The organism is Desertibacillus haloalkaliphilus, assembly GCF_019039105.1.
GTDB classification, from domain to species: domain Bacteria; phylum Bacillota; class Bacilli; order Bacillales; family KJ1-10-99; genus Desertibacillus; species Desertibacillus haloalkaliphilus.
In genome coordinates this window covers 13087-29177 of sequence record NZ_JAHPIV010000017.1, presented here as the reverse complement: position 1 = coordinate 29177, position 16091 = coordinate 13087, and the positions used below count along the sequence as shown (strand labels likewise).

Annotated in this window: 16 protein-coding genes; 3 read left to right on the top strand and 13 right to left on the bottom strand. The window is 39.7% G+C overall.

Annotation, left to right across the window (positions count from 1 at the left end; translation table 11 throughout):
- Positions 1-412 precede the first annotated feature (412 nt).
- From KH400_RS17520 to metG, 3 genes are all read right to left on the bottom strand, one after another.
- Positions 413-1630: a resuscitation-promoting factor gene (locus KH400_RS17520; protein ID WP_217226841.1), complete on the bottom strand. Its 1218-nt coding sequence runs from the start codon at positions 1628-1630 to the stop codon at positions 413-415.
- Positions 1631-1861: 231 nt separating this feature from the next.
- Positions 1862-2629 carry a TatD family hydrolase gene (locus KH400_RS17515; protein WP_217226839.1) on the bottom strand — a complete coding sequence of 256 codons (768 nt, stop codon included), beginning with the start codon at positions 2627-2629 and terminating at the stop codon, positions 1862-1864.
- Positions 2630-2806: 177 nt separating this feature from the next.
- Positions 2807-4768, bottom strand: a complete 1962-nt coding sequence (gene metG / locus KH400_RS17510; RefSeq protein ID WP_217226837.1) for a methionine--tRNA ligase — start codon at positions 4766-4768, stop codon at positions 2807-2809.
- A gap of 855 nt (positions 4769-5623) precedes the next feature.
- Here metG and abrB point away from each other — a divergent pair.
- A complete protein-coding gene (gene abrB / locus KH400_RS17505; protein ID WP_217226835.1) occupies positions 5624-5908 on the top strand; it encodes a transition state genes transcriptional regulator AbrB in 285 nt (94 codons plus the stop codon).
- A 54-nt stretch (positions 5909-5962) separates the two neighbouring features.
- Here the strand turns inward: abrB and rsmI are convergent, their stop codons facing one another.
- The 9 genes from rsmI to KH400_RS17460 form a co-directional block, all read right to left on the bottom strand.
- The gene (gene rsmI / locus KH400_RS17500; protein WP_217226833.1) at positions 5963-6832 is read right to left on the bottom strand and encodes a 16S rRNA (cytidine(1402)-2'-O)-methyltransferase; all 870 of its coding nucleotides are present in this window, start codon (positions 6830-6832) and stop codon (positions 5963-5965) included.
- Positions 6807-7097, bottom strand: coding sequence for a GIY-YIG nuclease family protein (locus KH400_RS17495; protein WP_217226831.1), 291 nt, complete (start codon positions 7095-7097; stop codon positions 6807-6809). Before KH400_RS17495 ends, rsmI begins: the two co-directional genes overlap by 26 nt.
- Positions 7087-7827 carry a tRNA1(Val) (adenine(37)-N6)-methyltransferase gene (locus KH400_RS17490; protein ID WP_217226829.1) on the bottom strand — a complete coding sequence of 247 codons (741 nt, stop codon included), beginning with the start codon at positions 7825-7827 and terminating at the stop codon, positions 7087-7089. Before KH400_RS17490 ends, KH400_RS17495 begins: the two co-directional genes overlap by 11 nt.
- A gap of 172 nt (positions 7828-7999) precedes the next feature.
- On the bottom strand, positions 8000-8356 hold the full coding sequence (gene yabA / locus KH400_RS17485) for a DNA replication initiation control protein YabA (RefSeq protein ID WP_217226826.1): 357 nt from the start codon (positions 8354-8356) through the stop codon (positions 8000-8002).
- 13 nt (positions 8357-8369) lie between these two features.
- The gene (locus KH400_RS17480) at positions 8370-9197 is read right to left on the bottom strand and encodes a PSP1 domain-containing protein (protein ID WP_217226824.1); all 828 of its coding nucleotides are present in this window, start codon (positions 9195-9197) and stop codon (positions 8370-8372) included.
- Between the two features lie 6 nt (positions 9198-9203).
- Positions 9204-10190, bottom strand: a complete 987-nt coding sequence (holB, locus tag KH400_RS17475; RefSeq protein ID WP_217226822.1) for a DNA polymerase III subunit delta' — start codon at positions 10188-10190, stop codon at positions 9204-9206.
- Between the two features lie 37 nt (positions 10191-10227).
- Positions 10228-10557, bottom strand: coding sequence for a cyclic di-AMP receptor DarA (gene darA / locus KH400_RS17470; RefSeq protein ID WP_217226820.1), 330 nt, complete (start codon positions 10555-10557; stop codon positions 10228-10230).
- Between the two features lie 35 nt (positions 10558-10592).
- Positions 10593-11216, bottom strand: coding sequence for a dTMP kinase (tmk, locus tag KH400_RS17465; protein WP_217226928.1), 624 nt, complete (start codon positions 11214-11216; stop codon positions 10593-10595).
- A 29-nt stretch (positions 11217-11245) separates the two neighbouring features.
- Positions 11246-12685 carry an aminotransferase class I/II-fold pyridoxal phosphate-dependent enzyme gene (locus KH400_RS17460; protein WP_217226818.1) on the bottom strand — a complete coding sequence of 480 codons (1440 nt, stop codon included), beginning with the start codon at positions 12683-12685 and terminating at the stop codon, positions 11246-11248.
- A 627-nt stretch (positions 12686-13312) separates the two neighbouring features.
- On the opposite strand from KH400_RS17460, the gene KH400_RS17455 reads away from it, so the two are divergent.
- Together KH400_RS17455 and KH400_RS17450 are read left to right on the top strand one after the other, a co-directional pair.
- Positions 13313-14872 (top strand): BCCT family transporter, encoded by a 1560-nt coding sequence (locus KH400_RS17455; RefSeq protein ID WP_217226816.1) that lies wholly within the window; start codon positions 13313-13315, stop codon positions 14870-14872.
- 253 nt (positions 14873-15125) lie between these two features.
- Positions 15126-15701 (top strand): DUF2179 domain-containing protein, encoded by a 576-nt coding sequence (locus KH400_RS17450; RefSeq protein ID WP_217226814.1) that lies wholly within the window; start codon positions 15126-15128, stop codon positions 15699-15701.
- Positions 15702-15852: 151 nt separating this feature from the next.
- Here KH400_RS17450 and KH400_RS17445 read toward each other — a convergent pair whose 3' ends face one another.
- Positions 15853-16059, bottom strand: coding sequence for a sigma factor G inhibitor Gin (locus KH400_RS17445; protein WP_217226812.1), 207 nt, complete (start codon positions 16057-16059; stop codon positions 15853-15855).
- Between the last annotated feature and the right edge of the window lie 32 nt (positions 16060-16091).

The following is a 16091-nucleotide window of genomic DNA, read 5'->3' as shown; positions in this document are numbered from 1 at the left end:
CCTCCTTAAGGTATATTATACCAAAAGGAACATGTGTTTGTCGGTGTTTGATAATTAAATTAAAGAGTTTCCGACGAAAATTCATCCCATGACTGAAGACACGGGTGTTCTTTTCGTTTTCTAAACGTCTTCGAAAGAAAAGCTATTTTCTACCCAGGTTACTGAAAAAGTACGATTTTCAGCAACCTCTTTTCTACCGTAACCGTTTTACATCTTTTCTCGTCTATTCTCATAGGTCCACTACTTGAAACAAATCTCCTAAACAAGTGTATTCTCTCTCACCTTCAATCTAAGCTGGCGTGGGTAAGCCCACTTCTCTGTATACCCTCCACCGTTCGCGCACTCCCCCCTTTACTACAACAAAAAGGTGCCCAAAAAGGCTCTCTGTCACCTTTTGGGCACCTACCAATCATTAATCTAAAATTGTTACTGTGACTTGCTTGCGTCCCCAGTTACGAGCATCGGTCTTTGTCGGTACGTGAACATCAATTTTATTCCCTTTGATTGCACCGCCAGTGTCTGCTGCAACAGCTTCACCATAGCCTTCCACATGCACTCTCGTACCTAGTGGAATGACATTAGGGTCAACCGCAATCACTTTTTGGTTACGGTTTTGGTTAAGGTTAACGCCGGTCGCCGTGATGCCACTGCACCCACTACAATTCGCTGTATAGGCTGTAGCGGTAACCGTTAGCGTTTGCCCATTCGCTCCACTACTTGAGCTTGACGGGCTTGAACTACGAGACACTGATGCCGCTGATGGTCTCGTGCCAACCGCTACAATACGATCAGTACTTTCCTTTACCGTTTCTGTTTTCACTAATTCTCTCGATACTTCTTCACCGTTTTCAAGGACAACTTCAAAATGCTTCTTCACTTGTCCCTCTTCACCTGACTGTACAACCTGTTCATTCCCACTTTCTAGTGAATCATCTTTACGGGTAACCGTTGCATAATCAGTCGCTTCCTCAACAATATCAGTTACTTTTTCAACGCGCACGACACTAACCTTTTCAAGATCGCTCGTTACTTGTTCATCTTCAGTAGGCTCAACTCGGTCAAGCTCGCCTAAAGAAATCTCTTCTTGATCTAAAAAGTCAGCGACAGTCGTCGATGTCGTCCAGACGGCCTGCTCTTCACCGCCGTTGTCTAGTGTGATTTCAAAAGCAGATTCATAGGTAATATTCATATCGTTTGTGATATCTGTCGTTAGGCTAGGACTAACTTTATCATGTTCAGCCACTGTTATGTCTAATTGATCTATTAATTCTTCTACGTTTGTTGCTGTTGTCCAAACTGATTCTTCTGTTCCATTGTTCGTTACAAAGACTTGTTTTGCAGGTGTCCAAGTGATAACCATATTCCCCGTCAATTCTGTATCTAACGACGGTTCAATAACATCATGGTCTTCTACGACGAAATCATGGTCCATCATCAACTCTGCTACTGTGTTAGCATGAGTTTTTACTACAGTCTCTTCCCCATCAACGGTAATTGTAACCGTTGCTTTTGTCGTTTCATATACTGAATATGAGATAACTGCAACGACAACCATAAGACTAATGATAGACATGATCAACCTTTTCCCAGTATTCATATCGGAAAAAGATTTATTCATGTTCGGTGTCATGGTTATACATTCCTCCTTCTCAAAGACCGAATTATATACATTTCACCTCACCTTGTCAACCTTTGTATTTGAGTTCCTTGGAACCTTTTCTCCCATTATCAAGGATGTCGTCCCAAAAATAAACAAAAACTTATCGACATGTCCGGCCCTCGGAAATAGAAAGAGGTGTAGAAGACAAACGAGTGCGATCATATGTAGACAAGCTTCGCCTCACTTAGACAAAAAACTGTGTCAGCTTATGGAAAATAGTTTTTTTGCATTTTCCATGGTTTGCTTTGAAAGCTGTTCGTAGCTAACCTCTTTCAGTTCTGCAATCTGCTCAGCAATTAACTTCACATACGCAGGCTCATTGCGCTTACCTCGATATGGATGCGGCGCTAAAAATGGACAGTCCGTTTCGATTAATAGGCGATCAAGTGGAATTTCCTTTGCCACTTCTTTTGGTTTTTTCGCATTTTTAAACGTCACAGGCCCACCAAATGAAATATAAAAGTTCATATCCATGCATTGTTTGGCAATTTCAAGACTACCGCCAAAACAGTGCATAATCCCGCCAACTTCCTCGGCATTTTCTTCTTTTAAGATCGTTACAATATCTTGGTGAGCCTCACGATCATGGATAATAATTGGCATATTTACTTTTTTAGCGAGGCGAATTTGTTTTCGAAAAACTTCTTTTTGAACGTCTTTAGGTGACTTATCCCAATGGTAATCAAGCCCCATCTCTCCAATAGCAACAACTTTCGGGTGGCTTGCTAACTCCTCAATCCACTCAAGATCAGCATCAGTCATATCGATTGCATCAACTGGGTGCCAGCCGACAGCAGCATAGATAAATTCATACGTCTCAGCGAGCTTTATCGCTCCTTTAATTGTCTCCGTATCAAATCCGACAACAACCATATGAGAAACACCTTCTGCATTGGCTCTCTCAATCACTTCACTCGCATCTTCTTTAAATTGGTCAGCATTCAAATGAACATGTGTATCAAATAACATTGTGTGAGTTCCTTCCTTTCTCTTCCTTTTTGGTTCAAAGGTAATCGAAAGGGTTGTCCTAATGGGATAGCGACTACCCTTTAGAACAACCCTGAAATAGGTTAAAGTCACTATTTAACCCGATGTTGATTCTTGATATCAAGACCTACTTTAGCTTTTGACAGACGTGGTGGTTTTTTACTTGACTTGTGAACCATTCGGTAATGCATCTGCCACTGTTGCTAATGTTAATTGGTCATCAGTAGAAGCAGCAAGCACCATACCTTGTGATAACTCTCCACGTAATTTAACAGGTTTTAGATTTGATACACAAATAACCTTTTTACCAACTAACTCCTCAGGCTTGTAGTGCTTGGCAATTCCAGAGACAACTTGACGCTTTTCATAGCCAAGGTCAAGCTGTAACTTAAGTAGTTTATTTGCCTTTTTCACTGGCTCCGCTTCAATTACTTCCGCTACCCGCAAATCAACCTTCGTAAAGTCATCAATGGTAATTTCATCAACTTCTGGTGCTTCAATTTCACTTTCTTCCTCTTGATCTTCTTGTCCAATCACCGTTCCACCCATATCGTTGATGATATTGGCAACTTCCTCTTCTACATCTAGACGCGGGAAGATTGGTTCACCCTTTGTAACAGCTGTTCCTGTAGGCAGACTAGCAAATACTTTTAATGACTCCCATGTTGTATGTTGCCGTTCAATACCAAGTTGTTCCCAAATCTTTGCCGGAGTTTCTGTCATAAACGGCTGAATGATGATCGAAATATGACGAAGAGACTCAGCTAAATGGTACATGACGGTTCCTAGCTTTTCACGTTCGTCTTCATTTTTAGCAAGCACCCATGGTTGCGTCTCATCAATGTACTTATTTGTACGGCTAACTAGCTGCCAAATCGCTGTCAACGCTACTGAAAACTCCATATCTTCCATCGCATTTTCGACTTTTTCCACTGTCGCTTCAACAAGTTCAACAAGAGGTGCATCAAAAGGTGTCCCGTCTTTGACGTAGGCTGGAAGCTTGCCATCAAAATATTTTGTAACCATTGCCACTGTTCGATTGAGAAGGTTACCTAAATCATTTGCTAAATCATAGTTCACACGCTCCACGAAACTTTCTGGTGTAAATACACCGTCAGATCCAAACGGAACTTCACGAAGTAAATAATATCGAAGTGCATCTAAACCATAGCGGTCGATTAATGGAACTGGATCGACAACATTCCCTTTTGATTTCGACATTTTTCCGTCTTTCATCAGTAACCAACCATGCCCAAACACTTTCTTTGGTAATGGCAAGTCGAGTGCCATTAGCATAATTGGCCAGTAAATCGTATGGAAGCGCACGATTTCCTTACCTACTAAATGAACATCTGCCGGCCAGAATTTTTCATATTTAGTGGCATCTTCCGTTCCATAGCCAAGGGCAGTTATGTAATTTGATAAGGCATCAATCCAAACATAGACGACATGTTTCGGGTTACTTGGGACTTTTACTCCCCACTCAAAAGATGTTCGTGAAACAGCTAAATCTTCTAAGCCTGGTTTAATGAAGTTGTTGATCATTTCATTTTTACGTGATTCAGGCTGGATAAATTCAGGATTCTCCTCGTAAAATTGCAGTAAACGATCGGCATATTTACTCATACGGAAGAAATACGACTCCTCGCGAACACGTTCAACATCACGGCCACAGTCAGGGCACTTCCCTTCATCAAGCTGAAGTTCAGTATAAAATGACTCACACGGTGTACAATATGAGCCTTCATACTCATCAAGGTAAATATCTCCTTGTTCGAGTAAACGTTCAAAAATTTGTTCGACAATTTTTTTATGACGGTCTTCTGTCGTGCGAATAAATTCATCATAACTAATATCAAGTTTGTTCCAAAGGTTCTGAATACCACTAACAACTTCATCAACAAACGCCTGAGGTGTTTGACCTTTCTCCTCAGCCTTCTTTTGAATTTTTTGTCCATGCTCATCAGTACCTGTTAAATACATGACATCGTAGCCGCGTAGACGTTTATAACGTGCCATCGCATCGCCAGCAACAGTTGTATAGGCATGACCAATATGGAGCTTATCACTCGGATAATAAATTGGTGTTGTAATATAAAACGTTTTGTTTTCAGGTGCCATACAAGACCCTCCTCATTATTATTTGATTTCTCCTATACGTAAATCCGTTTTAGCCAATGTAGGTATATTGATCAATACAAAAAGCCCTCATCCACAAAGGGACGAGAGCTTCCTCACGTGTTACCACCCAAATTCCCCCAGCTTTCACAAGTCTGAGGCTCAGTTAGTCAACTTCCATTGACTTACTCTAGTAACGCTAGATCACGTTGCTCCCTTATTAGTCGGACAACTTAACTCGAAAGCAAATCCTCTTTGGACCATCTTCCAACGTTCATTCTATACCGGTTTCCAGCTCCCCCGGCTCTCTCCACAACTCCTTGTTGCTAATAGAAATTCCGTTGTACTCATCCCTTCATCGGACATTATATAGAAGAAACACATAGGATTGTTTTAATACAGAATGATTCCTTGTCTACAGTATCACCTAGACTCCCACCAAAATATACTAAAAATAATTCATAACTGTCAAGCAGCCATCGCTTAGTTACTATGCTTCCTGTTAGTAGAGTCGAATTGTCGAACCGGTTCATTCTCCAATAAATTTTGTCGAATCTGAGTTTGTCGAAATGAAAATCAGTTTTGATTAATTTCCAATCAATCGAGGCTATTGCCATTGAGCTTCATTATAAAATGACAAATTTCTAGCATTTCTATTCTCTATCAAACTGTAAAATCCCATCAGTATCAGGTTTTTTCGACATTATCCCGCATTTTCTCTATTAATTTGTAAAAAATATACTTTATTTTAATTGACTTGTTTTGGAAATGCTGGTATTCTTAGTTTAACAAAATTTTTGTCGAAAAATGACGTAATCTATTAATTACTTTATTATATTTTTTAGGGGGAAACCGAGGATGAAATCTACTGGTATTGTAAGAAAGGTCGATGAATTAGGACGTGTCGTTATTCCAATTGAGCTTCGCCGCACATTAGATATTGCTGAAAAGGATGCACTAGAAATCTATGTCGATAATGATCGAATTATTTTAAAGAAATACAAACCAAACATGACGTGCCAAATTACAGGCGAAGTCTCAGATGAAAACATTTCACTAGGGGATGGGAAGATTGTATTAAGCCCATCTGGTGCTCAAGAACTTATGAATGAATTACAAGACTATGTAGCGAAAAGCAAATAAAACATAAAAAAGGTGATCAAGAACAACACTCACGGTTCTCTGATCACCTTTTTTCTAATCTTTATGATATGTTGCATAAACCTCACGCTTTGGCAATTTCCGTTCACGCGCGACTTGCTTAATTGCGTCTTTTGAACTCATCTTCAATGATAGGTAATGCTCAACATGCTGTATGATTGTTAGGTCTTGCCACCAATTCTCTTCTTGTTGTTCATCACCAGAAGCCCCAGCGACAACAAAACAAAATTCGCCTTTTACTTGGCCAACTTCACACCACTCAATAACTTCACTGATGGAACCACGAATAAACTCTTCATGTTTTTTCGACAACTCCCTCGTAACTGATATTTGTCGATTTCCAAAGGCCTTTTCGATCAGCTGCAGCGTCTCTTTTAAACGATGAGGGGACTCATAAAAAATGATCGGCACTTCAATCGACTTCAGATGCTCAAGCTCTTCGTTTTTTTGTTTTTTCTGGCGGTGGAGAAAGCCATAAAATAAAAACTGATCCGTCGGCAAACCGGAAGCAACGATGGCCGGTAATGCAGCATTCGCACCAGGTAATGGAACAACGGCAAGCTCTTCTTGAAGACAAGAAACAACAAGTTCATATCCCGGGTCTGAAACCGCTGGCATGCCTGCATCACTAACTAAGGCAATATCATGGCCGTCTCGCAAATGTTGGAGTAGCTTTTCTCCACTCGCTTCCTTATTATGCTCGTGATAACTCACAAGCTTTGTCTGAATCTCAAAGTGATTACAAAGTTTACGCGTTTGCCTCGTATCTTCGGCAGCAATCAGATCAACTTCTTGTAACGTCCGAATCGCTCGGTAGGTCATATCCTCTAAATTGCCAACGGGTGTTGGTACTAAATACAGAACCCCTTTGCCACTTTGATCACTGTAACTGCTTTGTTGCCACATCTATAACCGCTCCTTCTTTAACAAACTTGAGCTTTTCATCTCGTGTTAATTGTTTGATTGCATACTCCGCCTGCATCGCATCACGCTTCGATTCATATTGCTGTTGATAGACAAGTACGAGCGGGGTGCGTCCACGTGTATACTTTGCCCCTTTGCCTTGCTGGTGTTTTATGAAGCGTTCTGCGACATTGGTTGTATAACCCGTGTAAAAGCTCCCATCCTTACATTTCAGCATATAGACGTAATGCTCACCCCTACTTTCCATAGTAAATCTCCTTAAACGTCTCGGTGTATTGATTGTCCTCACCGTAGACAATTAGTGATGGGAGAACTTTCATCCCTGCTTGTCCATCTTTGATCCCTTCAATTAAGACGATGTTTGCCTCTTTACCCCTTTTGGGATAAATCATCTGTACACGCTTCGGCTCAATTCGATATGAGCGCATCGTTGTGATGAGATCGGCCAGCCGCTCAGGCCTATGAACAAGTGCTACCTTGCCTTTTTGCTTAACTAATTGACTTGAGACGCGGATCACATCATCTAATGAGCACATAATTTCATGACGAGCAATCGCATAGTGACGGTTAACATTTAACTCCTCAACTTCACTAGTTTCGAAGTAGGGAGGATTACAGGTCAAGAGGTCATATTGGCCATGTCCGAGCTGTGCAGGCATGTCTTTAAGGTCTCCATGAATGATTGATAGTTGGTCTTCTAAATTGTTGATAGCTACACTTCTTACTGCCATATCATATAGCCGCTCTTGGATTTCAACCCCAGTAATTGCAGCGCGAGATCGACGGCTAAGAACGAGCGGAATGACACCATTGCCTGTACACAAATCAACAATTTTCCCTTTTTGGATCGGCACATACGTAAACTTTGCAAGTAAAACAGCATCAATTGAAAAAGAAAAAACATCATGACTTTGAATCACTTGCAACTCTTTATCGAACAAATAATCAAGCCGTTCACCTTTATTTAGTCTAACCATTATTCTATAGCCTCTTTTCATCAAATGAAATTTTTTTGTAATCTTAGTAATTATCATCGAGATGCAAGCCAGCTTTCCCTTTGCCCCCACTCTCCTTCTCATAGCGATTAAATGAAGAAAAACGGCCTCCCACAATTGGAAGACCGTCATTACTTTTCCTGTTTAGACATCATTATTTTTGATTCAAGAAAGCAAGGCAAAAAAGGCAGTCTCCTTCTGATCGTATACTCCCATAATGAAGATTACAAATGTGAAACCCTTCCTGATAGAGTCGCGCTAAATTATCATAACCTTCACCAACGCTCGTCTTTAAGTTCTCATTTGCTTTTTTAGATTGCTTTTGATCTGCTTCTTCCTCGGCTTCTTTTTCCTCTAGCCGCTTGCGCAGATGTTCATTTTCAATCTTTAGATAATGATTTTCTTCAATAAGGAGTGCTAGCTGTTCCTTTAACTCACCTAGCTCATGATGTAGCCCGCCAATTCGCTCTTCGATATGACTAACTTGTGAGAAGACTTCTTTTTTCTCCACTAGCTCCACCTCATTATTCTCTAGCTTGAGCCGAAACTGCCCCTTCATTCATTAATTCTTCAAGGGAATATTCAACGACACGACCTTGTTCATACAGTTCGACTTGAACAACGCGCTCTAATATATTCAAACCAATGACACGGCCTTTGCCTTCAGGTCCACTAATATCCTGACCGATATCAGGCAACTCTTTCTTTGCCTCTTCGTAATGGTCATTTTCATATTTTAAACAACACATTAGGCGACCACATAACCCTGAGATTTTTGCCGGATTTAATGATAAATTTTGATCTTTAGCCATCTTGATTGACACCGGTTCAAAATCCCCTAAAAATGATGAGCAGCATAAAACACGCCCACAAGGGCCAATGCCACCTAACATTTTTGCTTCATCACGAACACCGATTTGTCGTAGTTCAATTCGGGTACGGAAAATCGAGGCAAGATCTTTAACTAAATCACGGAAATCAATGCGTCCATCGGCTGTGAAATAAAAAAGAACCTTGTTGCGGTCAAATGTATATTCAACATCGACGAGCTTCATCTCAAGGTTATGCTCGGCAATCTTATCAACACAAATGCCAAAAGCCTTCTCTGCAGCCGCTTTATTCTCCTCGACAATTAATTTATCCTTACTATTCGCTACTCGAATCACTTGCTTTAATGGGAGGACGACGTCGTTTTCACCGACTGCCTTCTTTTCGATCACCACTTTACCAAATTCGATTCCTCTTGATGTCTCTACGATTACAGACTCACCATTAGGTAAGTCGAAATCCCCAGGAGCAAAATAATATATTTTTCCTGCTTTTTTAAAACGGACACCGACTACATGATGCACAATTGATTATCCCTCCTGTAACCTGAGCAGCAACTTCTCCATTAATAATTGGGTATTCACATTTGCACTCAGATGTCTCTTCGCTTCGAGAATCGCCGTCATCTGTTTTGTAAGTTTATCCCGAGAGCTAGAGAGTGCTTGTTTTTGCAACAGGTTTGCTTGATCGATATAGGTTATCTGATCCGTTTCACCTAGCTGCACAAATAAAATATCTCTATACCAAAGGAGGATTAGATCTAAACCTATATTCACTTCATCCTTACTTTTGAATAGGTTGATCCATTTATCCTGCAATGTAAACATAACTTGATGAGGTCGCTCATGAACCTCTCCTGTTAATTGTATCACTAGATTACGTGCTTGTACAATCCAGTCGTCTTCACAAAACTCGTCTGCTTCACGTAAATCATTGGTTAACTCAGCAAGGACTTTTGCTACTGGCTCAGCAATTCCTCTATTTACTAGTTGCTCGGAAAAACGACCTGGAGGAAGTGGTGAAAATGAGATCACTTGGCTCCTTGATAGGACCGTATTAAGAATTCGCTGTGGTTGTTCCGTTAATAGGATTGCGATCGTCGGACCTTCTGGTTCTTCTAGAAATTTAAGTAGGCTATTCGCTGCACTAGCTGTCATTTGTTCGGCATCAGCGATAATATAGACCTTTTTCTTTGATTCAACACCCCGATAGGTAAATTCCTTTTGCAAATGCTCAACTTGACCCTTTTTAATCGACTGTCCCTCTGGAGCAATGAAGTGAACGTCTGGATGATTTCCAGACGTTATCCGTTTACATTCCGCACATTGTTGGCACGGTTCGGCTCCATTTCTATGCTGGCAAAAATGACTTTTTGCCAACTCATAGGCAACCTCCTTCTTCCCTGTACCACGTTTACCTTCAAATAAATAGGCGTGAGCTAAGCGATCTCGAATAATCGAGTTTGTTAATACTTTTGCTACTGTTGGTTGTTTACTTTCAACTTCTTGCCAACTCATTTGCTTGACCACCATCTATCATTTTCATTTTTAACGTTTAAAATTGCATAAATTGCTCAACCGGTACGACAAACACCGTTGCACCACCGACTTGGACGTTCACAGGAAACGGTACATATGAATCCGTGTTTCCGCCCATCGGCGACACTGGTGCGACCAACTGTTCACGGCTGCGGCAATTATTTTTAATGAGATCTAGGAGATCATCCACATGTTTGTCATCGGTTCCAATCATAAATGTTGTATTCCCTGATTTCAGGAAACCACCTGTACTCGCTAATTTGGTTGCACGAAAGTTTGTATCGACAAGGGCATTTTCTAGACGGCTACTATCCTTATCTTGAACAACTGCAATAATTAGCTTCATATAAGCCTCCTCATACATCATCATTCAAAAAACTACTAGTCAAACATTAGACGTTCATTTGCCACCTGTTTAACATTAGCGTACACGTCATCAATTGATTGGTCAGCATTAATGACGACGATTCGCTCTGGGTATGCAGAAGCGAGCTGTTGGTAGCCTTCACGAACCAATGTGTGAAAAGATTTCTTTTCTAAGTCAAGCCGGTTTACTTCTCGACCTTGATTGGCTTGAATACGTGCTAGACCAACCTCTGGGTCAACGTCAAAATAAAAGGTCAAATCAGGATAGCGACTGCCAATCGCAAATTCGTTAATCGCTTCAATCTCTTTTACTCCGATTCCTCGCGCATATCCTTGATAGGCTAGACTGCTATCGATAAAACGATCACACAAGACGACTTTCTGTTGCTCTAACGCTGGAATCACCTTTTCAACTAGATGCTGCCGACGTGCTGCGGCATAAAGGAGTGCTTCTGTTCTGGCATCCATTGCAGTATGTTCTGGATCAAGGATAAGTGCTCGAATCTTTTCAGCAATTTCAATCCCACCAGGCTCTCTCGTTGTTACCACTTCAACCCCGCGTTCTAACAAATCACGTTCTAACTTCTGTATGATTGTTGATTTTCCTGCTCCTTCTCCACCTTCTACAGTAATAAACATTCCTTCCTTACTCACTACGGTCCACCTCTTTATTTATCAATATCAACGATGAGTAGTCCATCACTTACTTGTTTATTTTGAAATCTTGCCCCTTCAGCTAGCAAAATCTGCAATCGTTTCAGTTGTTCGCTCTCGATCCGTTCTCCCTTCATAATCAACGGGATTCCTGGCGGATAAGGAATGATGTTCTCTGCTGAAACCTTCCCGACTGAATCTGCGAGTGCAACTCGTTTGGTTTTAAAAGTTTCGATTATTCGGTAGTTAAGTTCAAGTGCTGAAATCATGGCGGGCCCCTCCATCGACTGCTGACAGGTATCCTTACTCTTTACATCATAGGATGATAAATGCGCACTTAATGTGTCTATGACCATCGTGTCAACCTCTTCATCTGCTAATGGCATGACAAACAGAACATGATCAGGATCTGCCAACTCGGTATAGATCCCTTGCTGCTCTAATAACGCTTGAATTTGAAAGCCAGAAAGAGCACACCTCGAACGAAGAGTGATTTTTAGTGGGTCAATCACATAGCGGTTCTCTTCACCTTCAAGCACTTCAACTTGCGGAATCTCAACGAGCATCTGTTTGAATTTATGAAGGTTTTCTACTAACTTACTAATCCCCTGTCCTTTGACACCCCTTAGATAATACCGCGCAAGGTCTAAGGAAGCCATTAACGGGTACGAAGGACTGCTTGACTGTAGCAGTTCCAAGCACTCCTCAACCTTTTCCTGACGAACCAGAGAGCTATTGTAGTGAAGAAATGAAGCCATTGTCATCGCTGGCAAGGTTTTGTGAGCAGAATGAACAACGAGATCGGCGCCAGCAGCTAGTGCCGAATCCGGAAATGGTTCTCCTATTCCAAAATGAGCACCATGCGCTTCATCCACTAATACAGCTACGTTATTTTGATGGGCTAGTTTGACCATTTCACGCACATTGACTGTCATCCCAAAATAATTCGGGTTTGTAAGCAACAACGCTTTTGCTTCGGGGTACTTATAAATGGCTTTTTCTACTGTATCATACGTCACTCCATAGCCCATTTGTGCATCTTTTGTCAAAGAAGGGGTTAAAAAAATTGGTGTTACATTGGCTAATTTTAACCCATTAATGATTGACTTGTGACTATTACGTTGCACTAAGACGACATCACCAGGCTGACATGTTGCAAGGATCATTGCTAAGTTACCTGCAGTAGAACCACCCACAAGAAAATAACTTTGACTGGCCCCATATAACTCTGCCGTTAATTGCTGTGCTTCTTGAATCGCTTCAGTTGGCGCATGCAAGTCATCTAACCCTGTAAGCTCAGTCGCATCAAGAGCGAGCAATTTTGAAAAATAGGCTTGTCCAACCTCAGGGAAAACACGTCCATATTTATGGCCAGGTACATGAAACGAACGGGGGCATTTCTCTGCATGTCTAAGTAATTGATTATACAATGGCAACTGTTCTCGTTCTGACATTCAAAAACCTTCCTTTTTCCTCCATTATAAAGGAATTTTACGAAAAACGATAAAAAAACAAGCCCATTTTTCGTAATGGGTTCCGTTATCATCATTTACACAAGAAGATGTATTTCTAAGCTGCAACTTTAATAATAGAGATCTTTAACTCTCAATCTCCTTTGTTGAAGAAGACAATCAAAAATTTTACTGTTTCCATTCAATCGCTCTTCATTCCAAATCTTATGCTAAATCATTATTACCCTCATTTCACAAAATTAATTTCCAAAGGTTATACCCCAGGCTTCTACACTATACGACAGGTAACATGATAATTTTTAAGAATTAATAGGGTTCACCTCTTCTAACATGGACTAGTCAGTCTATAGCTCGAATAGAGACTACATTTCACATGTGCTTAATATCTCTTTTTTCTTTACAATATAAAAGTTCCCAAATTATTTATTTTATTTAAATGATTTAAAACTTGTCTAGTTTATTCATTCTATTAGGGCAAGTTGATATTTTGGGGGTTGTATAAAGCTTCAAAAAAATCCTTTTTAAATATTGGTTTTACATTTTTATATGTTTCTCCAATCGTAGTAAAACCCACTGCGAACAAATCAATGATAGGAGTTATTAATTTATATGAGAAATGTTTCAGTTGTTTTTTACGCATCATTAGCAATAGTGGCATGTCTTGTCCTTATGGGAATTACAATGCCTGAATCATTAGAGAGTGTCACTAGTAGCACACAAGGTTTTATTACCAATTCGTTTGGTTGGTATTACTTAGCCATAGTATCGGTGTTTGTATTCGTGTGCTTTTACTTACTAGTAAGTCCAGTTGGCCAGATCAAACTAGGGAAACAAGAGGACAAGCCAGAGTTTTCGCGACCAACTTGGCTCGCCATGCTATTTAGTGCAGGTGTTGGTATTGGTTTAATTTTCTATGGCACAGCCGAACCTATTAGTCACTACGCTGTAAGTTCACCTACAGGTGAACTTGGGACTGATCAAGGCGTTATGGATGCAATGAGATTTACATTTTTTCACTGGGGTATCCATGCATGGGCAATCTATGGGTCCGTTGCTTTAGTTCTTGGTTACTTTACCTTTAGAAAAGGTGAACGCAGTTTAATTAGTAGTACATTAAGACCGTTAATTGGTAAGCATGCAGATGGAACCGTTGGTAAGGTTATTGATGTCATAGCTGTTATTTCAACAGTTATCGGGGTTGCAACAACACTAGGGTTTGGTGCCATGCAAATAAATGGAGGACTCACCTATTTATTTGGCATACCTAGTAATATTACATCGCAAACTATCATCGTTCTTATTGTTACAGCCTTATTTATGATATCTGCATTAACTGGTTTAAGCAAAGGTATTAAGATCCTAAGTAATTTAAACATGGGACTTTCCGCCGTCCTTTTCTTGATCGTATTTGTTTTTGGATCAACAATTTTTACCTTAAATCTATTTATTGATACCATAGGGGCTTACATGCAAAATTTCATTAATATGAGTTTTCGAATTGCCCCACTTAACGAAGAGAGTCGAAGCTGGATTAATGGATGGACAATTTTCTATTGGGCATGGTGGATTGCTTGGTCTCCATTTGTAGGTATTTTTATCGCCAGAGTATCAAAGGGAAGAACCATCCGTGAATTTGTTGTATATGTTCTACTAGTTCCATCACTTATTGGTTTTCTGTGGTTTACGACATTCGGAAGTGCAGCAATTACAACAGAAATGTCTGGGTTGCTATCAATATCTTCGTTATCACCCGAAGAGTCGCTATTCGGAGTTTTAGAAGGTTATCCACTTAGTATGGCAATATCGATTTTAGCCATTCTGATTATTGTTACGTTCTTTGTTACATCCGCAGACTCTGGTACATTCGTTATAGGTATGATGACAACTAACGGATCACAAAATCCTAGTAGTAGAATTAAGGTCACTTGGGGAATATTCCTTTCAATTACTGCTCTTGCTCTGCTTTATTCTGGTGGACTGCAAGCTCTGCAAAACACAATGATCATTGCAGCTCTTCCATTCTCAGTTATTATGGGGCTAATGGTATTTAGTTTGCTTAAATCTTTACAAAAGGAAGCAAAAGAGATGGGAATTGGACAGTTAAGGAATCGTCAAAAGAAGAAAACAGATGGTAAAGTAACTAATGAAAATGCTAAGAAAGCTATATAAATGTGTAATTAAAAAAGCCTTGTATCAACTCCAAGTTGTTACAAGGCTTTTTTTACTATTAGGCTCTGTTATCGTTGAATGTTGATATTGGGCTCATTTTATGGGAGATATTGAAAAAAAGTAAGTAATTATTTAAACAGGCAATGATTAAGTTCTCAATAAATTTTTTTTAATGCATATAATAAATGATCAGACATTGGAGTATTTTTCTATTACATTCACACGGCGTACTTTAATTGAAAGGAAGATTGCCATGTTACAAGCCATAATTATTTTTATCGTGCAATTATTGTATGTGCCAGCTTTAACACTCAGAACAATCCTTACTGTGAAGGGGATGAGAGTGCAGGCCTCGGTTATGGGTATGATTGAAGGTATTATCTATGTAGCTGCATTAGGTCTTGTATTCAGTGATTTATCAAATTATATAAACATGGCTGCTTTTGCATTAGGCTTTGGTGCAGGAGTGTGTGCTGGGAGCTTTTTAGAAGAGAAATTAGCAATTGGTTATGTAACCATTGAAGCAAATATTCCTCAAAAAAATTCAAGTCTCATTAATAGATTAAGAGAAGTTGGATTTAGTGTTTCCACAAGTGAAGTTGAAGGGATGAATTCTATTCGATATCGTTTAGACTGTACAGCCAGAAGAAATAGAGAAAAGGAATTTTATAGGTTAGTCAGTGAGTATGAGCCACATGCGTTTGTTGCATCCTATGAGCCAAGAAATTTTAAAGGTGGATATATTACTAAAGCAATGAAGAAAAGAAGAGAGTTATTCTTGAAAAGGAAGAAGAAGAAAGAACTTGAAAAAAATAATCAAGACATTTAACACATTCTAAGGGTGTACTCAAAAAAAACGTATGAATGGAACTATATCAAAAGAAAATGCCCATCAAATTACTATAACTTGATAGGCATTTTAGCTTGCATTTTAATGTTTACGATAAGAAACCGAACCCATTACTTTTTCCGGACCTAATTTAACTCGTTGATGGTAATTTGATCTTACGTAATTTTTCAAGGTAATACTTATATAATTTATCTTTCGTATCAGTTAAGACAATTTCCCTTTCACAGTCCTCGCAAATAAATGAATCAAATAAATGAATGCCTTGTTGTTTATTTTCGTCGCAAACAACACATTGTTTATGTTTATGTTGATATTGTTGGTTATACGCTTCTCCCATATGTTCCACCTCCACTATCCAGTAATCCCCAC